A 22,773-nucleotide genomic window follows, 5' to 3' on the forward strand; every position below is an offset into this window, starting at 1 on the left:
GAGTTCCCGTGGCCCTGATGTTCTTCAACGGCGGCGCCATGCGCGGCGAACCGCTGCACCACCTGCTCGAGGGTTCGCCGTTCGTGGGCACCGCGAGGACGGCGGCGAAGTACCGGTTCTACGCGGTCGGTGACCAGTGTCCGGCGCTGTACCCGGTTTCGCACGGCGGTGCCGAGGTGGCGGGCGAGGTCTACGACGTCTCGCTGGACGACCTGCGGGACAGGGTGCTGCCGTCCGAGCCGCACGAGCTGGAGCTCGGCGTGGTGGAGCTGGCGGACGGCAGCTCGGCGTTCGCGATGCTGCTGCGCCGGCCGTACACCTCGCACGTGGCGCTGCGGGACATCACCGACGTCGGCGACTGGCGGGCGTACAAGGCGAGCGCGTGAAGGTCCTCGTCGCGCCGGACAAGTTCAAGGGGTCGCTGACCGCGGCCGAGGTGGCGTCGGCGGTGGCTTCGGGCCTCGCCGACGGCCACCCGGGGGTGGCGGTCACGACCCTGCCGGTGGCCGACGGCGGCGAGGGCACGGTCGCCGCCGCCGTCGCCGCCGGGTTCCGCCGCGTGCGGGTCCCCGCCCGGGGGCCGACCGGGCGGCCGTTGACCGCGTCCTACGCGGTGCGCGGGGACACCGCGGTGGTGGAACTGGCCGAGACGTCCGGGCTGCACCGGCTCCCCGCCGGGCCGGCACCGCTCACCGCGTCGAGCGCGGGTACCGGCGACGTCATCGCCGCCGCGGTGCGCGGGGGCTGCCGCCGGATCGTGCTCGGCGTCGGCGGCAGTGCCTGCACCGACGGAGGCGCGGGCATGCTGACCGCCCTGGGGGCCCGGCTGCTGGACGACGCCGGGCGGGAGCTCCCGCCGGGTGGTGCGGCGTTGTCCCGGCTCGCTTCGCTGGACTTGACCGGACTGTCCGAAGTGGACATCGAGCTGGCGTGCGATGTGGACAATCCCCTGTGCGGGCCGCGCGGAGCCGCTTCCGTCTACGGTCCGCAGAAAGGCGCGTCCCCCGGCGACGTCGAGGCGCTCGACGCGGCGTTGCGGCACTGGGCGTCGATCGCCGGGCCGGAATTCGCTTCCCGGCCGGGCGCCGGCGCGGCCGGGGGAGTGGGCTTCGCCGCGCTGGCCGTGCTGGGCGCCCGGATGCGGCCGGGCATCGACCTGCTGCTGGATCTGCTGGGCTTCGGCGCGGCGGTGGCGGGCGCCGACCTGGTCATCACCGGGGAAGGTTCCCTGGACCGGCAGACGCTGTCCGGCAAGGCCCCGGCCGGGGTGGCCCGGGCCGCCGCGGCCGGGGGCGTTCCGTGCGTCGCGGTCTCCGGGCGGTGCCTCCTGTCGCCCGTCGAGCTCGCCGAGGCGGGGATCGCGGCCGGGTACGCGCTGACGGACCTGGAGCCGGACCCGGCCCGGTGCATGGCCGAGGCCGGGCCTCTGCTCCGGCGGCTCGCCTGCCGCGTCGCCGCGGACCACCTCGCCTTCTGAACGAGTGCTACCCCAGTTTTGTTATCATTGGAACCATGGTGACGAAGACGGCGGCGGACACCCGTGAGCGGATCCTTCAGGCGGCGGCCGCGCTGCTCGCGGCGGAGGGGCGCGACGGTCTGTCGACCCGCGCGGTCAGTGCCGCCGCCGGCGTCCAGCCGCCCGCGCTGTACCGGCTCTTCGGTGACAAGGACGGCCTGCTCGACGCCGTCGCCGCGTACGGCTTCGACCAGTACCTGACGAGCAAGCGCGCGCTCGGTTCGACCGGTGACGCCGTGGCAGACCTGCGCCGCGGCTGGGACCTGCACATCGAGTTCGGCCTGTCCCGCCCGGAGTTCTACGTGCTCATGTACGGCGACGCGCGCCCGGGCCGCACGTCGCCCGCCAGGCGGGAGGCCGAGGCGATGCTGCGCGGCATCGTCGAGCGCGTCGCGGCGGCGGGCCGGCTCCGGGTGAGCGTCGAGCGCGCGGCGCGGCTGGTGCACGCGACCGGGATGGGGGTCGTGCTGGCCCTGATCGCCACCCCGGCGGCAGACCGCGACCCGGAGTTTTCGGCGACCGCTCGGGAGACCGTGCTCAGCCGGATCCTGACCGGCGACGGCGAACCGGCCGGCTCGGACCTGCCGGAGCGGGCCATCGCGCTGCGGGCCGGGCTCGACGGCGCCACCGTCCTCACCGCGGCCGAACGCGTCCTGATGGCCGAATGGCTGGACCGGATCGCCGACGCCTGAGACCGGGCTGGATCGGTTCAGATCGATCGGACATTGCTTGTCACCGACGCGTGGCTCAATATGTTGCGGCCCGCAACATATTGACGACAACGCCGTCGGAGGGTCCCCATGATCAGGTGGAAAGCAGTGCTGGCCTGCGCCGGAGCGGGAATCCTGCTCGCCGGGGCGATGCCGGGCACAGCACTGGCGAGCGGCACCGCGACCGACTGCTGCGGCGGCGGGGCCTCATGGACGACGGGCGACAAGTCCGCCCTCGGGACGTCGACGACCACCGGCAGCCCCGTGTGGTTCACCGTCGCCGACGGCGTCACCTCGGAGGTCTTCTACCCGCGCGCCGACGTCCCCGACATGCAGGACATGCAGTTCGTGATCACCGACGGCTCGAGCTTCGTCGACCTGGAGCGCGACGCCACGAACCACGTCGTGTCCATGCCCGACGAGAAGGCGCTGCAGTACACCGTCACCAACACGGCCAAGAGCGGGAAGTACCGGATCACCACCGACTACGTCACCGACCCGGCCCGCGCGACCCTGGTCACGAACACCCGGTTCCAGTCGCTCGACGGCGGCAGCTACCGGCTCTACCTGCTGGCCAACCCGTCGATGGCCGGCGGTGGCGCGAACGACAACGCCTGGTGGGACGCCTCGGGCGCGCTGATGGCGAGCGGCACCGAGACGCTGTTCGGCGGCACGGCCACCACGGTCGTCTCCGCCCTGCGCGTCTCGACCGGGTTCACCGCGCACGACAACGGCTACACCGGTGCGGGCAGCGACTGCCTGGCCGACCTGCGCGCGGACAAGACGCTGAACAACCAGTTCGACAACGTCTCCGGCACCGGCAATGTCGTCCAATGTGGACAGATTCCGGTCGGTGCCGACACGACGTTCACCGTCGCCCTCGGCTACGGCGGCACCGCGGCCGCCGCTTCCTCGGCCGCGAGCGGGTCGCTGAGCACCGGATTCGCGAGCGTTTCGGCGTCCTACCGCGGTGGCTGGAACTCCTACGTCAACGGCCTGAAGGCCGCTCCGGCGAGCGTTTCCGGGGACACGCAACGGCGTCGCGCCTACTACGTCGCGGCGATGGCCTTGAAGACCGCCGAGGACAAGCAGCACCCGGGCGCGAGCGTCGCGGGCCTGGCCACGCCGTGGGGCGACTTCGCAGGCGGCGACCACCTCAACGACGGCTACCACCGCGTCTGGGGCCGTGACCTCTACCAGCAGGCGACCGGTCTCCTGGCCGCCGGCGACAGCGCGCAGGCCAAGCGGATGGCCCGGTTCCTCTGGAACTCGCAGTGGATCGGCAGCCCGACGGCCGGCGACGGCACGACCTACCCGGCGGGTTCGTTCCCGCGTTACAGCCCGGTTTCCGGCGTCACGGGCGCGAGCGCCCAGCAGCTCGGCTGCTGCGAACAGCTCGACCAGGACGCCGACGCCATCCTGCTGGCCTGGCTGACCGGACTCACCGACGCCTCGACGTTCGCGAAGGTCAAGACCACCGCGAACCACATCGTCGCGACCGGCCCGGACACCACCGAGCGGTGGGAGGAGCAGTACGGCAAGTCGCCGTCGTCGGTGGCCGCCGAGATCGCCGGGCTGATCGCCGCGGGCGCCATCGCCCGGGCCAACGGCGACACGGCGAGCGCGTCCTCGTGGGAGTCCACAGCGGACTCCTGGCGCACCTCCCTGGCCGGCTGGACCGTGACGACGTCCGGCTACTGGGGCGGGCACACGTACTACGAGCGCCTCGACCGCGCCGGCAACCCGAACGACGGCGCCACGATCTGTTTCGACGAAGGCTGCTTCTACGAACACGACGTCACCGACTTCGGCTTTCTCGACCTGGTGCGGCTCGGCATCCGCCCGGCCGGTGACCCGGCGATCGCGAACTCGGTGGCGCCGACGGCCGCCGCGTCGGACGGCAACTCGGCGATGCAGGTGACGCTGCCGAACGGCGACGTCTACTTCCACCGCTACCCGCACGACAACTACGGCGAGAGCACGGCGAACTGCAGCGGCTGGCCGGCCGGGGGCGGTCAGCGGTTCGGGCGGCTGTGGCCGGTGCTGTCGGGGGAACGCGGCGAGTACGAACTGGCCAACGGCCGCTCGGCGGCGGGGTACCTCAAGTCCATGGCGGACTCGGCCAACGACGGGTACTTCGTGCCGGAGCAGGTCTGGGACCGCGCGGACGTCGGCTGCTTCGGGCTGGGCCGGCCGACCGGCAGCGCGGGCCCGCTGATGTGGGCCGAGGGCCAGTACCTGCGGCTGGCGCAGAGCATGGACGCGGGCCGCAACCTCGACACGCCGTCGATCGTCAAGGCCCGGTACGGCGCCTGAGGCACCGGCCCGGCACGCCCCCTCGGCGTGCCGGGCCGGTGGGTCACCGCACCAGGCGGACGGTCTTCGCCGCGGGGGCGAAGGTCGCCGTCTGGCCACGGGTGAGGGCGACGGTGTCGGCCTCGAGGCCGTCGCCGAAGGCGACCAGGCGGTCGGATTCGACCTCGACGGTCAACGGCGTCCCCGTCAGGTCGCCTTCGGTGCGGGTCGTCCCGGTCGACGGCGACGGCCACGCCTCCCGCACGAACCAGACCAGCCGGGCCTCGCCGGGCGCGGGCAGGCGCAGCGGGCTGCGACGTTCCCGCCAGACGGAACCGCACCAGCCGGTGGCACCGGTCCCGGTGCCGACGAGGATGCCCGACGACGCCTGGCGTTCGGCCGGCCCGCCGCCGGTTCCCAGCCGGTAGCGGGCGGTCTGGTGCCCGGCGTGCCCGAGGTAGATCTCGTTGAGGGCGAGCAGCCGCTGCCCGTCGTCGGCGGTGAGCTCGGCCATCGTCCGCTCTTCGGCAGCCCCGGTCGACCGCACGAGATCCGCGACGGCGTGCGCCGGGTGCTTGACGAGCACCCCGGGCTCGCCGGGCGCGACCCCGATGACGGGCTGGCCGTCGAGGTACTTGGCGACGTTGGCGACCAGCCCGTCCTGCCCGACCACGACGACGACGTCCTCGGGGGTGAAAAGGAACCGGTCGAGATCGGCCCGTTCGACCTCACCGCGGCGCCAGTCGAGCGGAATGGCGGCACTGGCCACGGCGAGCGCGCCCCGCACGGCAGCATCGGCGGCGGTCACCTCGGCGAGGTCCCGCCCACGGCTGCGCAGGAAGAACTCGGCCTGACCCCGGGTGCCGTGCCGGGCGACGAGCTCATCCAGCTCGGTCCGCCGATGGACGAGGACGACCCGCGGGGCAAGGCTCACGACGGACCGCCGTGGCGGCGGGCGGCGGGGGTTTTCGCGCTCGCTGGAGCGGCTGTTCCCCCCGGCATGACCACCGAGCTCACGATCCCACTCCCAGCCGGGTCAGCAGCGGCGTGAGCAGGTCCGGGGTCAGCACCAGGTTGTCGATCTGCGGCAGGTTCCCCGCAAGTTCCTTCAGTGCCAACCCGGTCAGCACCCCCGCCGGCAAATCACGGTAGGCCGCCAGCCGGGCCGCTTCGCCCGCCGCCTCCGCTTCGCCCAGTGCGCGCTTGCCCGCCGCCTCCACCTGGGTCAACCTCTCCCTCCGGAGGGCCTGCGCCTCCGTCTCGATCCGGTTCGCCGCCGCGGCTTCCTCCGCCTGCCTGCGGGCGTTCGCGCCGCGCTGGGTGAGCAGCTGCTCCTCGCGGCGGGCCAGCTCGATCTGGTTCTGCAGCTCGTTCTCGCTGATCGCGCGCTCGCGTTCGACGGCGAGTGCGCGCCGCTCGAAGGTGGCGCGGTCGGCTTCCTGCTGGACCTTCTCGCGGGCCGTCGTCTGAAGTGCCTTCTCCACCTCCGGCTCGGCCCGGATCGCCACGACCCGCACGTCGAGCACCGCCGAGCCGGTCTGCGCCAGGCGCGTGTCCTCTTCGGCCAGGCCCGCGCGGATGCGGTCGCGGACCGCGCGGACGCCGTCGACGAGCGCGGTCGCCAGGGGAGTGCGGGTCAGCACCTCCACCGCGTACTGCTGGACGTTTTCCGTGAGCAGCCCGCTGATCTGCGCCAGGGGGTCGCTTCTCCAGCGTCCGGTGTCCGGGTCGATGGAGAAGTCGATGCGCTGCGCGGCCAGCGCCGGGTCCTCGATGCGGAACGTCAGGGCGAGCTGGACGGTGACGTCCTGGAAGTCGGCCGTCCGGGCGTGGAACAACAGCGGCAGCTCGCGGTCGTCGACCGGGACCTCCGACACGACCGCCGTCAGCGGCCGGTACCAGAACGACAGCCCGACGCCGTCGTGCGCGAGCTTGCCGCGGCGGTAGTGGCGGATGTGCACGGTCGGGGCGCCGCGCAGGTGCCGGAACCCGAACCGGCGATCGATGTCGGCCATGGAGCCCTCCTCTTATCGTCAGCATGACGATATGCGGTGAGCGCCCTAATCGTCAAGCTGACGATTAGCGGGTAGGGTGGTGGCATGGGTCACCCGCCGTTCGCCGTCACCGTCGACCTCGTCGTGCTCACCCTGACCGGGGACGGCCTGTGCGCCCTGGTGGTGCGCCGCGGTGTCGAGCCGTACCTGGGGGAGTGGGCGCTGCCCGGCGGGTTCGTCCGCGCGGACGAAGACCTGCCGGACGCGGCGCGCCGGGAACTGGCGGAGGAGACCGGGCTGGCGCCGGGGTCCGTCCACATCGAACAGCTCGCCGGCTACGGCGCCCCGGACCGCGATCCGCGCATGCGGGTGGTGACGGTGGCGTACCTGGCCCTGGCGCCGGACCTGCCGGCTCCGCGCGCGGGCACGGACGCGGCGGAGGCCCGCTGGGCGCCGGTCAGCGCGCTGCTGGCCGAGCGGCTGGCGTTCGACCACAACCGCATTCTCGCCGACGGCCTCGAGCGCGCTCGCGCGAAACTGGAGTATTCCCCGCTGGCGACGGCGTTCTGCCCACCGGAGTTCACGGTCGCGGAGCTGCGCCGGGTGTACGAGGTCGTCTGGGCCACCCGGCTCGACCCGCGCAACTTCCACCGCAAGGTGACGGGCGCGGACGGCCTCCTGGAAGAGACGGGCCGCACCACCACCCGTGACGGCGGCCGCCCGGCCCGGCTCTACCGGCGGGGCCGGGCCGAACTGCTGTACCCGCCGATGTTGCGCACCTGAGGAGCGGGGCCCGGAGTCACCGGGTCGACACCACCCGGAACCACAGCGTGAACTCCGTCTTCTGCGGCACCAGCCGGTACCGCGGCAGCACCCCGGGCCCGCACGACGCCGAGCCCAACCCGTGCTGGGCCACGTCCAGCGTCAGGTGCACCAGCTCACCCGGCACGAGGTCGTCGGTGTGCCGCGCCGCCTCCAGGTCGGCCGCGGTCCAGCGGCGGGCCGTGAAATCGAACTGCGGGTCGCCGTCGATGTGGAGGCCCGTGCCGTCCGGGGCCGTCAAGCGGGCCCAGCGGACCGCCGTCCGGTTGCCGTTCTCCTGCGGGAACACGTACGGCGTCTGCAGGCCGTCGACGCTGCTGGAGAACCGGCCGATCCGCGCCGCCTGGCGGCTGTCCGGGTACGCCTCGCCCGGGCCGGCGCCGAACCACTCGGCCGAGCCGAACGTGCCCGGGACCGCCATCGCCAGCCCGAGCCGGGGGAGCGTGCCGGGGAACTCGCCGTCCGGGGTCACCTCGAGCCGCAGCCGCAGGCGGTCTTCGAACGCGGTCCACGTGTAGTCCGCGAACAGGCCGAACGGCTGCGCCGGCGGGGCCACCCGGGTGCGCACCACCAGTTCCTCGCCGTCGGCGTCGACCGTGAGCACGCGGTGCTGCATGCGGTGCAGCCCGGCCTCGCGCCACCGGCCGGCGTCGGGCCGGCCGCCGAACGTGCCGCGGTCGTTGTCGGTCGTCGCGCGCCAGACGTCGAGCCGGGGCCCGTGCACCGCGTGCTCGCCGAGCGACGACAGGACGCCGGTCGCCGGGTCGAACGCGCCGGCGCCCAGCAGCAGCCGGCCGCCGGTGCGGAACACCGGTCCGCGTGGCGGGAGCGGCGCCGCGGCGGGCGCCGCCGATACCGGCAGCTGCCCCCGGCCGACGACGTGCCCGGCCGGGGCCCACGCCGTCGCCGAGGTCAGCGTCGCCGACACCGTCAACCACGACTCGCCACGGGTGGTGGGCAATCCGGGCAGCGGCACCGAAGCGCTCTGTCCGGATCGGACCGGCGGAACGTCGAGAACGCCTTCGGCGACCGCGATCCCTTCGTCCTCCAGGGTCCACGTGAACGTGAGGTGCGCGGTGCTCACGAAGTCGTGGTGGTTGCCCACCAGGATCCCGGACCCGCCGGCCGAAATCCGGACCGGCTCGATGACCTTCGCGTACTCGACCAGTCCCGGCGACGGCGTCCGGTCCGGGAAGACCAGGCCGTCGATGACGAAGTTGCCGTCGTGGAGCGGCTCGCCGAAGTCCCCGCCGTAGGCGAAGTGCCCGCCGGCGGCGAGGCCGTGGTCGATCCACTCCCAGACGAACCCGCCCTGGCAGTTCGGGTACCGCTCGAACAGCTCGCGGTACTCCAGCAGGCCGCCCGGGCCGTTGCCCATCGCGTGCCCGTACTCGCACAGCACGAACGGCAGGTCGCGGCGGCGCGCGTTGTCGTCCTCGCGGCGGCCGATCCGCTCGACCTCCTCGTGCGTGGCGTACATCCGGCTGTGCACGTCCACATAGGCGCAGTCGTGATCGCCTTCGTAGTGGATCGGCCGCGTCGGATCGCGGTGGCGCACCCACTCCGCCATCTTCGCCAGGTTCTCCCCGGTGTGGCTTTCGTTGCCCAGCGACCAGAGGATCACGCTGGGCCGGTTCTTGTCCCGCTCCACCGTGCGCCGGATCCGGTCGAGGTAGGCCTCCGTCCACACCGGATCGCCGCTGGGGTTGCCGGCCCAGCCCAGCGGCTCGAAGCCGTGGGTCTCCAGGTCGCACTCGTCGATCACCCACAGGCCGTAGGTGTCGCACAGTTCGAGGAACGCTGGATCCGGCGGGTAGTGGCTGGTCCGGACGGCGTTGACGTTGTGCCGCTTCATCAGCAGCACGTCGGCCAGCGCGGTTTCCGGCGCCACCACGCGCCCGGTGCGCGGGTCGTGCTCGTGGCGGTTCACCCCGCGCAGCAGCAGCCGGCGGCCGTTGACCTTCAGCTGCCCGTCCTCGATCGTCACCGTCCGGAACCCGAGCCGCACCGGCACCCGCTCGGCCTCGGTCGACAGCGTCCCGTCGTACAGCCGCGGGGTCTCCGCGCTCCACGGTTCGACCGCCAGTTCCAGGGGCTCCCCGGCCGGGTGCCCGGCGACGTCGAGTCCGGGGATGTCCAGCACGACGTCCGGGCCGGTTTCGACGCAGACGGTGCCCAGCCCGGTCGTGTGGTCGTAGTCGGCGCGGACGTGGTAGTCGCCGATGCCGCCGTCCGGGCGGGCGAGCAGGGTGACGGCGCGGAAGATCCCGGACAGCCACCACATGTCCTGGTCCTCGAGGTAACTGCCGGCCGACCACTGGTGCACGCGCACCGCGAGGACGTTCCCGGTGGGCCGCAGCAGCGGCCCGACCTCGAACTCCGCCGCCAGCCGGCTGCCCTGCGTCACGCCGAGCTCGGTGCCGTTGAGCCAGATCCGGCCGCACGAGTCGATCCCGGCCGGCGCGGCGGCGAGGCCGGGCGAGAGCCGGAAGCGCCACGTGCCGTTCAGCGAGAGGGCGGGCGCGTCGGAGGTGAAGGCCGCGCGCGCGGCGACGGACCCCCGGCCGGGCCGGGGGTCTTCGAGGTACGACATGGGGGTCCTTCCGCTTGCCGTGAGCGTTCCCGTGAACGTTCACGGCCCGCTCGGCAGTGTGCGTTCCGGGGCGACCCGGTGTCAAGCGGTCAGGCCGATTCGCGCAGGTGGAGGCGGGCGCGGACGGTCAGTTCACCCGAGCCGAGCGGCTCGGCCCCGGTCACGAGCCGGGCGGCCTGCTCGACGGCGAGCGCACCGACCGCGCGGGTGTCGACGGCGACGCTGGAGAGCTCCGGCTCGACCAGGGTGCCGAGGGCGAGCCCGTCGAACCCGATCACGGCGAGGTCGGCGGGCAGGCGCAGGCCGAACCGGCGGGCCTCGCGCAGGGCGCCGATCGCCATCACGTCGTTGAAGGCGAACACGGCGGTGACGTCGGGGTGGGCGGCGAGCAGGGTGGCCAGCGCCGCGCCGCCGCCGTCGACGCTCTGGGCGCCGCCGGCGATCCAGCCGGGGTGCACGGCGACCCCGCACTCGGCGGCGGCCCGCAGGAACCACTGCCGCCGGACACCCGGCGCGGGACGGCCGTCGAGCATGCCGATCCGCCGGTGCCCGCGCGAGACCAGGTGGGCGACGGCCTCGCGGACGCCTTCCTCGCCGTCGATCCCGATCCCGCTGAACCGCGGGGTGCGCGGCTCCCGGCCGATCAGGACGACCGGGATGCCGGCGGTGAGGCGCTCGAGGTCCTCGTCGGACCGGCCGAAGTAGCCCGCGACCGCGTCCACCTGGGCGCCGATCACGCGCAGCGTGGCCAGCTCCTGCTCCGGGTCGTCGGCGGTGTCGTGCACGACGACGTGCCAGCCGCGGGCCCGGGCCGCCGCCAGCGCGCCGGCGGCGACCTCGGTGAAGAACGGGTTGAGCAGGTCCGGCACGACGAGCCCGATCGTGGTGGTGTCCGGCCGGACCAGGCCGCGGGCGAAGCGGCTCGGGCGGTAGCCGAGCTCGCGGGCGGCGTCGAGGACGCGTTGCTTGGTCGAGCCGTCGATCTCGGCCTTGTCGTTCAGCGCCCGCGACACCGTCTGCCGCGAGACCCCGGCCGAGCGGGCGACGTCGTGGATCGTCACCCTCCGGGGTTCCGTGCTGCTCGGGGACATCCGTCGAGTATGCCCGCCCGCGCCCGGCCCGCTACCCGGCCGGGGTGCGTTCGCGGCGCTTGACCACGAGCCGCCAGCCCACCGCCAGGACCACCGCGAGCACCGGGATGGAGTAGAAGGCGATCTTCTCGGCGCCGTCCGAGAAGCCCATCAGCACCACCACCAGGGCCAGGAACCCGAGCGTCGCCCAGCCGCTGTAGGGCGCCCACGGCATCCGGTACGACGGACGCTCCAGCTCGCCGCGCAGCGCGGCCTGCCGCAGCCGCAGCTGGCAGAAGATGAGCGTCGCCCAGGTGCTGATCACGCCGAGGGACGCGATCGCGATGGCGATGTCGAACGCCTCCTTCGGCACCAGGTAGTTCAGCACCACGCCGAGCACGTAGGCCACCGACGTGAACAGGATGCCGCCGTAGGGCACCTGCCGGCGGCTCAGCCGTCTGACGAACGACGGCGCCTCGCCCTCTTCGGCCAGCGAACGCAGGATCCGGCCGGTCGAGTAGAGGCCGGAGTTGACGCTGGACAGCGCCGCGGTCAGCACCACCGCGTTCATCACGTCGCCGATGCCCGGGATGCCGAGCCGGCTGAACACGGTGACGAACGGGCTTTCGTCGCCGCTGTAGAACGGCCACGGCAGCAGCATGGCCAGCAGCAGCACCGAGCCGACGTAGAACACGCCGATCCGCCAGACCACGCCGTTGATCGCCTTCGGCAGCACCTGGCGCGGGTCCTTCGTTTCGCCGGCCGCGATGCCGACCACCTCGATGGCCGAGTAGGCGAAGATGACGGCCTGCAGCGTCATCAGCGCGACGCCGGCGCCCGCCGGGAACAGTCCACTGTGGCCGGTCAGGTTGTGCGGGCCGGCGGGCGCGCCGCCGATGTCCGCGCTCGTCAGCACCAGACCGGCGCCGACGACCAGGAAGACGACGATGGCCAGCACCTTGACCACCGAGAACCAGAACTCCAGCTCGCCGAACACCTTCACCGACAGCAGGTTCACCATCAGCAGCACGCCGAGGGCGATCAGCGCGGTGATCCACTGCGGCGCGTCCGGCAGCCACTTGTGGACGTAGATGGCGACCGCGGTGATCTCGGCGATCCCGGTCATCGCCCAGTTCACCCAGTACATCCAGCCCGAGGCGAAGCCGGCCCACGGGCCGATGAACTTCCGCGCGTAGGTGACGAAGCTGCCGGAGCTGGGCTCGTGCAGGACGAGCTCGCCGAGCGCGCGCATCACGAAGTAGGCGGCGATTCCGCAGATCGCGTAGGAGAAGACCAGCGACGGGCCGACCTGGTGCAGCTTGCCGCCGGCGCCGAGGAACAGCCCGACGCCGATCGCGCCGCCGATGGCGATCATCTGCACCTGGCGGTTGCCCAGGGCTTTCGAATAGCTTTCACCTTTTTCGGTGAGCAGCGAGGAATCCATGGTTGCCAGACGCTAGAGCGTGTGCGAGAGGTCACCAAGCGGGCTAAGGAAGACTTAAGGTGTGCCGGACATCACGGCGACCGGAGCGGGGTGCGTGCGGCCCGGCCGGGGCGCGGCTTCCACGCTACGGCCGTGGATCTCGCGGCGCTGCTGGACCGGATAGCCGACGACGTCGCGCCGGAAATCGGCCGCGGCGCCGTCGCCGGCTACATTCCCGCGCTGGCCAGGGTGGAACCGTCGCGGTTCGGCATGGCGGTGGCCGAAGTGGACGGTGCGGTCCACGGCGCCGGCGACTGGAAGCACCCGTTCTCCGTGCCGAGCATGTCCAAAGTGTTCACCCTGGCGTTGACGCTCTCGCGCGGCGACCGCGTCTGGACGCGCGTCGGCCGCGAACCGTCGGGCGACCCGTTCAATTCGCTGGTGCAGCTGGAACACGAGGACGGCATTCCGCGGAACCCGTTCATCAACGCGGGCGCCCTGGTGGTGACCGACGAACTCGCCCGCCACGGCGACGCGGTGGAGGCTCTGCTCGCCTTCCTCCGGCAGGAGAGCGGCCGCCCGGAAATCGCGGTGGACCCGGAGGTGGCGGCCTCGGAGGCGGCGCACGCCGACCGCAACCGCGCCCTCGCCTATTTCATGGCGTCCTACGGCAACATGCGCCACCCGGTGCCCTCGGTGCTGGACCAGTACGTCCGCCAGTGCTCGATCGCGATGAGCTGCGCGGACGTCGCCCGCTCGGCGTTGTTCCTGGCCCGCCACGGCCTCCGCAACGACGGGTCCCGCCTCCTGGACCTCAGCGCGGCGAAGCGGATCAACGCGGTGATGCTGACCTGCGGCACGTACGACGCGGCGGGCGAGTTCGCCTACCGCGTCGGCCTCCCGGGCAAGAGCGGCGTGGGCGGCGGAATCCTCGCGATCGTCCCGGGCCGGTGCGCGGTGTGCGTGTGGAGCCCGGGGTTGGACGCGCGCGGCAACTCGGTGGCGGGGGTCGCGGCGCTGGACCGGTTCACCACACTGACCGGCTGGTCGATCTTCTGACCTCAGCGCAGGTAGTTGTAGACGCTGGCCCGTGAGATCCCGAGCAGGTCCGTCAACGCCGGCACCGCGTTCTTCAGCTCCAGGAACCCGCGCGCCTTCAGCGACCGCACCAGGTCCTTCTTCCCGGACGGCGGCAGGCTGCGCGGGGTGTGGCCGCGCTCGGTGGCGTAGTCCTCCACCAGGGCGCGCAGCTCGTCCGCCGTGCGGGCGCGCAGGGACTCCGCCAGGGGGGCCGGCTCGTCCGTGCCGGCCAGGCGGGTCAGGGCGCGGGCCGCCGGGCCGAGGAGGGACACGTCAAGGTTGAGGCACAGGGCCGCCACGTACTCGCCCGCCGCGTTGCGGATGCCGATCGACGTGCTCTTCGCCGGGCGGCCGTCCGGGAAGCGGTTCGGGTAGTTCTGCAGGACGTCCGGGAACTCCGGGTCGGCGATCCGGGCCAGGCCCAGCTCGGTGGCCGGGTCGCCGACCGCGCGGCCGGACAGGCCGCCCTCGATCGCGCGGACCGCGTGGGCCGGGTCGCGCAGGTCGTGCAGCACCACCTCGCAGAGGCCGGGGAACATCCGGCCGACCGCGTGGGCGATCTTCTCGGCTTCGCGCAGCAGCAGCTCGTCCTCGGTCATCCGATCAGCTCCCGCAGCCTGTCCGCCGCCTTCAGGCCGGAGCCGGTGAGCACGACGACGGTCGTCTCGCCCGGCCGGATGGCGCCCCGCGCGCGGAACACGTCGATGGCCGCGGCGGCCGTCGCGCTGGTCGGCTCCGCGTAGAGGCCGAGGGACGCCAGGCGGCGGGCGGCCGCGGCGATGGCGTCCTCCTCGATCGCCGCGGTGTCCCCGCCCGAGCGCCGGATCGCCGCGACCACCTCCGGCAGCCGCACCGGACGGCGGATCGCGGTCCCCTCGGCGACCGTCGGCGCGAACGGCGGCGGCTGCCGGTCGTGGAACGCCGCGTCGACGGGGGAGCAGTTCCGCGGCTGGGCGACCAGCAGGCGGGGGCGCTGCCCGATCGACCCGGCGGCGAGCAGCTCCCCGAACCCGAGGTCGCAGCCCAGCACGATGCTGCCCGCGCCGGCCACCGTGACGACGGCGTCCGGCGCGCGGAAGCCGAGGTCCTCCCACAGCTCGTAGGCCAGGGTCTTGGTGCCCTGCAGGAAGAACGGGTGCCAGTTGTGGCTGGCGTAGGTCGTGCGGGCCGAGCGGCGGACGGCCTCGGCGGCGGTGTCGTCGCGGGTGCCCGGCACCAGTTCGACGGCCGCGCCGTACGCGCGGGTCTGCAGGACCTTCGCCGGCGACGTCCCTTCGGGCGCCAGTACGGTCGCCGCGATGCCGGCCGCGGCGCTGTAGGCCGCCACCGACGAGCCGCCGTTGCCCGAGCTGTCCTCCAGCAGTTCGCGCACCCCGGCGCCGGCCAGCGCGGAGACCATGACGCTGGTGCCGCGGTCCTTGAAGCTGCCGGTCGGGCTGAACCACTCGAGCTTGAACCGCACCTCCGCCTCGCCCCAGGCCCGCGGCACCAGCGGGGTACAGCCCTCGCCGAGCGACACCGGGCGCAGGTCGCCGGGCAGCGCGGCCCGGTACCGCCACAGCGAGCGGACGCCGGTGTCGACGTCGGCCGGGCGTAGGCCGGGCAGCGGCGCGACGGTGAGCGGGACGCCGTCGTCGCCACGCCAGCGCCGGGGATCGCCGGGGTACCGCGTGCCCGAGCGTTCATCGGTGTACCAGTACTCCACCGCCACCTCCGTGTCTGGACGAATAGTCCAAGTCTAGACCTACCGTCTAGTGCTACTGACTGGTACGCGAAATAACTTCAGCTTCTTCTCAGGAAAAGCTTGTCACGCGGAGACGGAAAATTTCGATCACCGCCACCCGGGCCGCACCGCCCGGAGTACCGGAGGTGGCCGCCCGAATACCGCCGGTCGTCACGGCCGCCGCGGGCGACGTCCCCGTTCGTGGTCTGTGAGCACCGGGAACCCCGGGGTGCCCCCAATCCACTGTGGACCACCAGCGTGTGAGGGGGTGGTGACGCGTATTCTTCGGCCGATTCTTACCGGTGCCTGGAAAAGGACGGCCGAATTGACCGCGATAACCGGCGAAGAAGTGTCTGGCGGAGTCGGCGGAGACGGCGGTTTCGGATAGCGGGTTTACCGTCCGGATACGCGGCGGTGGTGGGCCGGAAACGCGGTACCCGACGGTCGGCGTGGTCCGGAACGGGCAACGCCAACGCGTCTGCCAGGCGGGATCGCTTGCGCCGTCCGGCGGTGCGTGCCGGGTGGACCACACCGCGGAAGCGGTCCGGGCAGCCGGGCAATCGCCTCTCGCCAGTCGGACGGCCGAGCGTGACGGCGACGTTGAATTCTTGCGCCGCCGGCCTGGTCCATCCCGAATTTTCTGCACCCCGGCGATGAAATCGCGGCGGGTTGTTGACGGCACGGAAGGAACCCGCTTAAGTACTCCCCGTTACCCTTCACCCTTTCGTGCGTAGCGGGAGTTCCCATGCGTCTCTCGAAAGACGACTCCGTGCCGGCCGACCTGGTCGTCGCCGTGTCGCCGCTGCGGTGGCCGTCGGCGCGCGGGGTCGCCGCCGCCGCGCGCGGGGGCGGCCTCGGCGTGCTCGACCTGACCAGCGCCGGCGCGGCGGACGAGCTCGCGCTCCTGGGGGAATGGGACATCCCGGCGTTCGGCGTGCGGCTGACGCACCCGGCGGACCTGCCGGAAGCCGTGACCACCGTGCTGCTGACCGAAGACGCCGCCTGCTCGGCCCGGGACTTCCCGGGCCGGCGCGTGCTGGCCGAAGTCACCTCCCGCGCGGCGGCCGCCCGGGCGATCGACGGCGGCGCGCACGGCCTGATCGCCCGCGGGCACGAATGCGGCGGGCCGACCGGGGAACTGAGCACGTTCGTGCTGCTCCAGGCGCTGCTCGCCGACGAAACGCTCGACGTCCCGGTGTGGGCGGCGGGCGGCATCGGGCCGCACACCGCCGCGGCCGCGGTCGCGGGCGGCGCGGCCGGCGTCGTCGTGGACACGCAGCTCGCCCTGCTGCCCGAAGCCGAATTGCCGCCGGCGCTCACCACCGCCGTCACCGGCCTCGACGGATCGGAAACGACCGTCGTCGACGGCGTCCGCGTGCTGGCGCGCCGCGGCACCGAGCCGGTCGAGGCCGGGCAGGACGTTTTCCTCGCCACCCGGTTCCGCGACCGCTGGGGCACGGTGACCGCGGCGGTGCGCGGCCTGGCCGACGCCGTCGGCGAGGCCCTGCGCGTGCCGGACGCGGTCCTCGGCCCGGGCAGCGCGGGCAGCCGCGCGCTGGGCACCGCGCTGCCGGTCGCGCAGGGACCGATGACCCGCGTCAGCGATCAGCCCCGCTTCGCGGCCGAAGTCGCCGCGGGCGGCGCGCTGCCGTTCATCGCGCTGGCCCTGTCCGGCCGGGAACAGACCCGCGATGTGCTGGAACGGACCCGCGAAGCCGTCGGCGACGCGCCCTGGGGTGTCGGCGTCCTCGGGTTCGCCGCCGACGACGTCAAGGCGGCGCAGCTGGCAGTGATCCGCGAGCTGCGGCCGACCCACGCGATCATCGCCGGCGGCCGCCCGGCCCAGGCCGCGGCCCTGGAGGACGCGGGCATCGCCACCTTCCTGCACGTGCCGTCACCGGGCCTGCTCAGGCAGTTCCTCGAGGCGGGCGCGCGCAAGTTCGTGTTCGAAGGCTCCGAATGCGGGGGGCACGTAGGCCCGCGCACCAGCTTCCCGTTGTGGGAGGCGCAGCTCGGCGTGCTCGGCGACTTCCTCGCGGCCGCCCCGGACGCGGCCGCCGGCCTGCAGCTGCTGTTCGCCGGCGGGGTCCACGACGAGCGCTCGGCCGCGATGGTGGCCGCCCTCGCCGCGCCGGTGGCCGCGCGGGGCGCGGCGATCGGCGTGCTGATGGGGACCGCCTACCTGTTCACCCGCGAAGCCGTCGACGCCGGCGCCGTGCTCCCGTTGTTCCAGCGCCGGCTCCTGGCGGCCGAGCACACGGACCTGCTGGAAACCGCGCCCGGCCACGCCACGCGCTGCGTCCGCAGCCCGTTCACCGAGGAGTACGCGGCGATCAAGGCGGACCTCGCCGGACGCGGCGTGCCGAGCCGGGACGCGTGGGAGCAGCTGGAAACGCTCAACGTCGGGCGGCTGCGCCTGGCGAGCAAGGGCATCGAGCGCGTCGGCGCGGAACTGCGGGACGTCGGCGAAGACCGGCAGCTGGCCGAAGGCATGTTCATGGCGGGCGAGGTGGCCGTGCTGCGCTCGGCCGTCACCACGATCGCCGCGCTGCACCACTCGGTGGGTGAGGGCGCGAACGAATTCCTGCGCGCGCGGGCCGCGGAGTTCGGCGTCGCCGAGGGGGAACCGCCGGCCCCCGCGCCGCTGGACATCGCGATCGTCGGCATGGCCTGCATGTTCCCGCAGGCCCCGGACCTGGCCGCGTTCTGGGCGAACATCCTGGCCGGCGCCGACGCGGTCACCGAAGTACCGCCGCAGCGCTGGGACACGTCCCTCTACTACGACCCGGACGGCCAGGGGGAGCGGACGCCGTCGCGCTGGGGCGGGTTCCTGCCCGAAATCGGTTTCGACCCGCTGAAGTACGGCATCCCGCCGTCGTCGCTGGCCAGCATCGAACCCGTGCAGCTGCTGGCCCTGGAGGCCGCGCACCGGGCGCTCGCCGACGCGGGGTACGCCGACCGCGCGTTCGACCGGGCCCGGACGTCCGTGGTGTTCGGCGCCGAGGCGGGCAGCGACCTGTCGAACGCGATGACGCTGCGGACCGTGCTGCCGTCCTACCTGGGCGAACTGCCGTCCGAACTGGACGATCGCCTCCCGCGCATCACCGAGGACTCCTTCCCCGGCGTGCTCGCCAACGTCATCGCCGGGCGGATCGCCAACCGGCTCGACCTGGGCGGCGCCAACTACACCGTCGACGCGGCGTGTGCGTCCTCGCTGACCGCGGTCGACGTCGCCTGCAAGGAACTGACCGCCGGCACCAGCGACCTCGTCCTCTGCGGCGGCGCCGACCTGCACAACGGCATCAACGACTACCTCCTGTTCGCCTCGGCGCACGCCCTCTCGCCGACCGGCCGGTCGGCGACGTTCGACAGCGCGGCCGACGGCATCGCGCTCGGCGAAGGCGTCGCGTGCGTCGCGCTGAAGCGCCTCGCCGACGCCGAACGCGACGGCGACCGCGTGTACGCCGTGATCAAGGGCGTCGGCGCGGCGTCCGACGGCCGCGCGCTCGGCCTCACCGCACCCCGGCCCGAAGGCCAGCACACCGCGTTGACCCGTGCCTACCGCAACGCCGGTGTCTCGCCCGCGCGGGTCGGGCTGGTCGAGGCGCACGGGACCGGCACGGTCCTCGGCGACCGGACCGAACTCGGCACGCTGACGAAGGTGTTCACCGAGGCCGGCGCCGCACCCGGCGGCTGCACGGTCGGCTCGGTGAAGTCCCAGATCGGGCACACGAAGTGCGCCGCCGGCCTGGCCGGGCTGATCAAGGCCGCGCTGGCGCTGCACACCGGCGTCAAACCGCCGACGCTGCACCTCACCTCGCCGAACCCGGCGTGGGATCCCGGGACCAGCCCGTTCGTCTTCCAGTCGGCGGCGCAGCCGTGGCCCGCGCCGCCCGCGGAGCGGCTCGCCGGGGTCAGCGCGTTCGGCTTCGGCGGCACGAACTTCCACGTGGTGCTGGGTGCGCACCCCGGCGTGCCGCCCGCGCAGACGGCGGACGAGTGGCCCGCGGAGCTGTTCACCTTCACGACGGAGGCCGCGGCGCGGGCCGTGCTGGAACTGGCGTCGGACGTCCCGGCGGGCCGGCAGCCGTGGCGGCTGCGGGACCTCGCCCTCGGCGCGTCCCGGCGGGCCGAAGCGGCGGGCGGGCGGATCCGGCTCGCCGTCGTCGCGTCCACTGTGGACGAACTGGTCGAGCTGCTGCGGAAGGCCCTGGACGGGGCGGACGCGCCGGGCGTGTACCGCGCCGGCCCGGACGAGCCGGGCGAGGTCGTGGTGCTGTTCCCGGGGCAGGGCAGCCAGCGGCCGGGCATGTTCGCCGAGCTGTTCGTCACCTTCCCCGAGCTGCAACGGTACCTGCGCCTGGACCCGGCGACGGCCGGGGTCGTGTTCGGCCCGGCGGTGTTCGGGGAATCCGCCCGGCAGGCCGTGGCCGGCCGCGTCACGGACACCCGCGTCGCCCAGCCCGCCCTCGGCCTCACCGGGCTGGCGGCCTACCGGCTCCTGACCCGCGCCGGCGTCCGGCCCGCGATGGTCGGCGGCCACAGCTACGGGGAGCTGACCGCGCTGGCGGCCGCGGGCGCGCTCACGCCGGAAGGGCTGCTGCACGCCAGCCACGCCCGGGCCGGCGCGATGGCCGGTGCCGTGCCGCCGGAGGACCCGGGCGCGATGGCCGCGGTCTCGGCGGACGCCGCGGAGACCGGGAAGGTGCTCGCCGACGCCGGGCTCGCCACCGTCGTACTGGCCAACCACAACTCACCCCGGCAGACCGTGATCTCGGGGCCGACAGCCGACGTCGAGACGGCCGTCGGGCAGCTGCGGGCCGCCGGGCTCGGCGCGAACCGGATCCAGGTCGCCTGCGCGTTCCACAGCCCGCTGGTGGCGCCGGCGGGGGAAGCGTTCGGCCGGGCGCTCGACGCGATCGGCGTCGTGCGGCCCGCCGTCCCGGTGTACGCGAACCGGACGGCCGGCCCCTACCCGCCGGACCCGGACGCGATCCGCGGCGAGCTGGCCGCCCAGCTGGGCGCGCCGGTCCGGTTCGCCGAGCAGGTCGAAGCGATGTACGCGGCCGGGGCGCGGGTGTTCGTCGAGGCGGGCCCGGGCGCGGTCCTGGCCAAGCAGGTCGCCGCGATCCTCGGCGACCGTCCCCATCGGACGGTCGGCTTCGAACAGCCGGGGCGTCGCGGCCTGCCGGGTTTCCTCGGCGCGTTGGCGCAGCTGGCGGTGTCCGGAGTGGACGTCGGGACCGGCTGGCTGTTCCGCGGCCGCGACGCGGTCGACGCGGCGACGGCGCCGCGCCCGAAGCGTCCCGGGTGGACGGTCGACGGCCACCTGCTGCGCGCCGCGGACGGCTCGATCCCCGCCGGGGCCCTCCGCCCGGCCGAGCGGATCAGCCTCGCCGTCGCGCCGGAGCCGGGGACGTCGTCGGAAGCGATGGTCGCGGACTTCCTGCGCACGAGCCGCGAGCTGATCGCGGCCCAGCGTGACGTGCTGCTCGGCTTCTTCGGCGCGGACGCCCCGGCGGAGGTGCGGGCGCCGATCCCGGTGGTGGTGGCGCCGGTCCAGCCGGAGGTCGCGGTGGGCCGGTCGGTGCTGGAGACCGTCGTCGAGGTGATCGGGGAGCGGACCGGGTACCCGGTGGAGATGATCGAGCCGGACCTCGATCTGGAAGCCGACCTGAGCGTGGATTCGATCAAGCGGGCGGAGATCGCGGGCGAGCTGGCGGCGCGGCTGGGGCTCGCCGGCGGTGACGTCGAGGAGTTCGCGAAGGCCCGGACGGCGGCGGCGATCGTCGCGCTGATCGGCGGCGGGCCGCCCGCCACGCCGGCCACCTCGGTGCTGGACACCGTGGTCGCGGTGATCGGGGAGCGGACGGGCTATCCGGCGGAGATGATCGAGCCGGACCTCGACCTGGAAGCCGACCTGAGCATCGACTCGATCAAGCGGGCCGAAATCGCCGGCGAGCTCGCCACGCGCCTGAACCTCGGCACCGGCGGCGACGTCGAAGAGCTGGCCAAGGCCCGCACCGCGGCCGCCATCGCCGCCCTGGCCGAGCGCCCCGATGTGGCGTTGGTTGCGTCCAACGCACCGAACGCCACATTGGGTGCGCTGGATGCACCGAACGCCACATTGGGGCGCTTGGAACCCGCGCCGGTCATCGTCGCGCCGAAACGCCTGGTCATGACCGAATACGACCTCCCTCCAGCCGAAACGCCCGATGTCGCCGGGCGCGAGTTCCTCCTGCTCGGCCGCGGCCCCCTCGCCGAAGCCGTGCAAGCCGACCTGACGGCCCGGGGCGCGACGGCCGAGCTCACCGACGACGTCCGCGCCGGCTTCGACGGGATCCTGCTGTTCCCGGACGCCGGGCCGGTCCTGCCCGCCGCCTTCCCGCGGTACCAGGCCGCCCTGGCGACGGCGCCGACCTGGCTGCTGACCGTCGGCCCCGGCGAGGGCCTGCGCGGCTTCCACCGCAGCGTCGCCCGTGAGTACCCCGGGACGCTCACCCGCGTGGTCGAGCTGTCCGACGCGGAGACGCCGGAAGCGCAGGCGGCCGCGTTCGTCGCGGAGCTGTCCACAATGGACCGAGAACCGGTCGTCCGGCGGGAACCCGGCTCCCGCAGGGGTTTCCGGATGACCGAACAGGACCTCGGGCCGCTGGCCGCCGGCGGCGCCGGTCCGGCGGGCGACGGCGCCGCCGAGGCGGCCGCGATCGGCCTGGACCGCGACTCGGTGGTCCTGCTCGTCGGCGGCGCGAAGGGCATCACCGCCCGGTTCGCCGCCACCCTCGCCGGTGCCGCCCGCTGCCGGATCGAGCTACTCGGCCGGACGCCGGTGCCCGGCCCCGACGACGAACACCCGCAGGCCGGGACGGTCCAGGAGCTCCGCGTCGCACTCATCGGAGCCGGGCTGAAGAGCCCGGCCGAGATCGAACGGACAGTCCGCCGGATCCAAAGCGAACGCGAAATCCGCCAGACCTTGCGGAAGATCGGTGAACTCGGCAGCCCGGTCCGCTACCAGTCGGTCGACATGCTCGACGCCGAAGCCGTGCACCGGGCGGTCAAGGAGATCCACGCCGAGCACGGCCGCCTCGACGGCATCGTCTACGCGGCCGGCGTGATCGAGGACAAGCTCGTCGCCGAGAAGGCGCCGGAGTCGTTCGAGCGCGTCTACGGCACGAAGGTCGACGGCGCCCGCACCCTTCTGGAGGCGACCGCCGACCTGCCCGACGAGCCGAAGTTCGTCGTCCTCTTCGGCAGCATCGCCGCCGCGCTGGGCAACCGCGGCCAGTCCGACTACGCCGCCGCGAACGACGCCCTCGAAGCACTGGGCGGCCGGTGGCCGGCCGGGCGCGCGGTGACCGTCCACTGGGGACCGTGGGCCCCGACCGGCGACCACGACGGCATGGTGACTCCCGAGCTGATGCGCGACTACGCCCGCCGCGGCATCGCGCTCATCGACCCCGAAGAGGGCACCCTCGGCCTGCTGCGGGAGCTGGCCTGGGGCCGCCCGGGCACCGCCGCCGTCGTCCACACCGCGTCGGGCTGGTGAC

At 73.7% G+C, this 22,773-nt stretch carries 14 protein-coding genes; 7 read left to right on the forward strand and 7 right to left on the reverse strand.

Translation table 11 applies throughout. From position 1 onward, the window contains the following. Positions 1-8 precede the first annotated feature (8 nt). From C2L59_RS37580 to C2L59_RS37595, 4 genes are all read left to right on the forward strand, one after another. Positions 9-386 (forward strand): gamma-glutamylcyclotransferase, encoded by a 378-nt coding sequence (locus C2L59_RS37580; RefSeq protein ID WP_103354341.1) that lies wholly within the window; start codon positions 9-11, stop codon positions 384-386. Then, positions 383-1,477, forward strand: a complete 1,095-nt coding sequence (locus tag C2L59_RS37585; RefSeq protein ID WP_103354342.1) for a glycerate kinase — start codon at positions 383-385, stop codon at positions 1,475-1,477. The genes C2L59_RS37580 and C2L59_RS37585 overlap by 4 nt, the downstream gene beginning before the upstream one ends. Positions 1,478-1,512: 35 nt before the next feature. Continuing rightward, positions 1,513-2,208, forward strand: a complete 696-nt coding sequence (locus C2L59_RS37590; RefSeq protein WP_103354343.1) for a TetR/AcrR family transcriptional regulator — start codon at positions 1,513-1,515, stop codon at positions 2,206-2,208. Positions 2,209-2,316: 108 nt separating this feature from the next. Continuing rightward, positions 2,317-4,542 carry a glycoside hydrolase family 15 protein gene (locus tag C2L59_RS37595; RefSeq protein ID WP_103354344.1) on the forward strand — a complete coding sequence of 742 codons (2,226 nt, stop codon included), beginning with the start codon at positions 2,317-2,319 and terminating at the stop codon, positions 4,540-4,542. A gap of 43 nt (positions 4,543-4,585) precedes the next feature. Here C2L59_RS37595 and C2L59_RS37600 read toward each other — a convergent pair whose 3' ends face one another. After that, on the reverse strand, positions 4,586-5,455 hold the full coding sequence (locus tag C2L59_RS37600; protein ID WP_103354345.1) for an NAD(+)/NADH kinase: 870 nt from the start codon (positions 5,453-5,455) through the stop codon (positions 4,586-4,588). Between the two features lie 79 nt (positions 5,456-5,534). Continuing rightward, entirely contained in the window at positions 5,535-6,536 is a 1,002-nt protein-coding gene (locus tag C2L59_RS37605; protein ID WP_103354346.1) for an SPFH domain-containing protein, read from the reverse strand. 84 nt (positions 6,537-6,620) lie between these two features. Here C2L59_RS37605 and C2L59_RS37610 point away from each other — a divergent pair, with 84 nt between their 5' ends. After that, positions 6,621-7,298 (forward strand): NUDIX domain-containing protein, encoded by a 678-nt coding sequence (locus tag C2L59_RS37610; protein WP_103354347.1) that lies wholly within the window; start codon positions 6,621-6,623, stop codon positions 7,296-7,298. 16 nt (positions 7,299-7,314) lie between these two features. On the opposite strand, the gene C2L59_RS37615 is transcribed toward C2L59_RS37610, so the two are convergent. From C2L59_RS37615 to C2L59_RS37625, 3 genes are all read right to left on the reverse strand, one after another. Further along, on the reverse strand, positions 7,315-9,930 hold the full coding sequence (locus tag C2L59_RS37615; RefSeq protein ID WP_103354348.1) for a glycoside hydrolase family 2 TIM barrel-domain containing protein: 2,616 nt from the start codon (positions 9,928-9,930) through the stop codon (positions 7,315-7,317). A gap of 89 nt (positions 9,931-10,019) precedes the next feature. After that, positions 10,020-11,021, reverse strand: coding sequence for a LacI family DNA-binding transcriptional regulator (locus C2L59_RS37620; protein WP_233223890.1), 1,002 nt, complete (start codon positions 11,019-11,021; stop codon positions 10,020-10,022). A gap of 31 nt (positions 11,022-11,052) precedes the next feature. Next, positions 11,053-12,444, reverse strand: a complete 1,392-nt coding sequence (locus C2L59_RS37625) for an amino acid permease (protein ID WP_103354350.1) — start codon at positions 12,442-12,444, stop codon at positions 11,053-11,055. A gap of 132 nt (positions 12,445-12,576) precedes the next feature. Here C2L59_RS37625 and C2L59_RS37630 point away from each other — a divergent pair, with 132 nt between their 5' ends. Continuing rightward, positions 12,577-13,482, forward strand: coding sequence for a glutaminase (locus C2L59_RS37630; protein ID WP_103354389.1), 906 nt, complete (start codon positions 12,577-12,579; stop codon positions 13,480-13,482). A 2-nt stretch (positions 13,483-13,484) separates the two neighbouring features. On the opposite strand, the gene C2L59_RS37635 is transcribed toward C2L59_RS37630, so the two are convergent. Both C2L59_RS37635 and C2L59_RS37640 read right to left on the reverse strand, forming a co-directional pair. After that, positions 13,485-14,102 (reverse strand): transcriptional regulator, encoded by a 618-nt coding sequence (locus C2L59_RS37635; protein ID WP_103354351.1) that lies wholly within the window; start codon positions 14,100-14,102, stop codon positions 13,485-13,487. Continuing rightward, positions 14,099-15,208 carry a pyridoxal-phosphate dependent enzyme gene (locus C2L59_RS37640; RefSeq protein WP_103354352.1) on the reverse strand — a complete coding sequence of 370 codons (1,110 nt, stop codon included), beginning with the start codon at positions 15,206-15,208 and terminating at the stop codon, positions 14,099-14,101. The genes C2L59_RS37635 and C2L59_RS37640 overlap by 4 nt, the downstream gene beginning before the upstream one ends. 763 nt (positions 15,209-15,971) lie before the next feature. Here C2L59_RS37640 and C2L59_RS37645 point away from each other — a divergent pair. After that, positions 15,972-22,772, forward strand: coding sequence for a type I polyketide synthase (locus tag C2L59_RS37645; protein ID WP_103354353.1), 6,801 nt, complete (start codon positions 15,972-15,974; stop codon positions 22,770-22,772). Position 22,773 lies beyond the last annotated feature (1 nt).

This window comes from Amycolatopsis sp. CA-128772, assembly GCF_002904295.1.
In the GTDB taxonomy this organism is placed as follows: domain Bacteria; phylum Actinomycetota; class Actinomycetes; order Mycobacteriales; family Pseudonocardiaceae; genus Amycolatopsis.

Coding starts and splice junctions, on each gene's coding strand:
- C2L59_RS37605 (WP_103354346.1), bottom strand. CDS start 6,536: ATGGCCGACATCGATCGCCGGTTCGGGTTCCGGCACCTGCGCGGCGCC.
- C2L59_RS37645 (WP_103354353.1), top strand. CDS start 15,972: ATGCGTCTCTCGAAAGACGACTCCGTGCCGGCCGACCTGGTCGTCGCC.
- C2L59_RS37615 (WP_103354348.1), bottom strand. CDS start 9,930: ATGTCGTACCTCGAAGACCCCCGGCCCGGCCGGGGGTCCGTCGCCGCG.
- C2L59_RS37625 (WP_103354350.1), bottom strand. CDS start 12,444: ATGGATTCCTCGCTGCTCACCGAAAAAGGTGAAAGCTATTCGAAAGCC.
- C2L59_RS37595 (WP_103354344.1), top strand. CDS start 2,317: ATGATCAGGTGGAAAGCAGTGCTGGCCTGCGCCGGAGCGGGAATCCTG.
- C2L59_RS37635 (WP_103354351.1), bottom strand. CDS start 14,102: ATGACCGAGGACGAGCTGCTGCTGCGCGAAGCCGAGAAGATCGCCCAC.
- C2L59_RS37610 (WP_103354347.1), top strand. CDS start 6,621: ATGGGTCACCCGCCGTTCGCCGTCACCGTCGACCTCGTCGTGCTCACC.
- C2L59_RS37620 (WP_233223890.1), bottom strand. CDS start 11,021: ATGTCCCCGAGCAGCACGGAACCCCGGAGGGTGACGATCCACGACGTC.
- C2L59_RS37590 (WP_103354343.1), top strand. CDS start 1,513: ATGGTGACGAAGACGGCGGCGGACACCCGTGAGCGGATCCTTCAGGCG.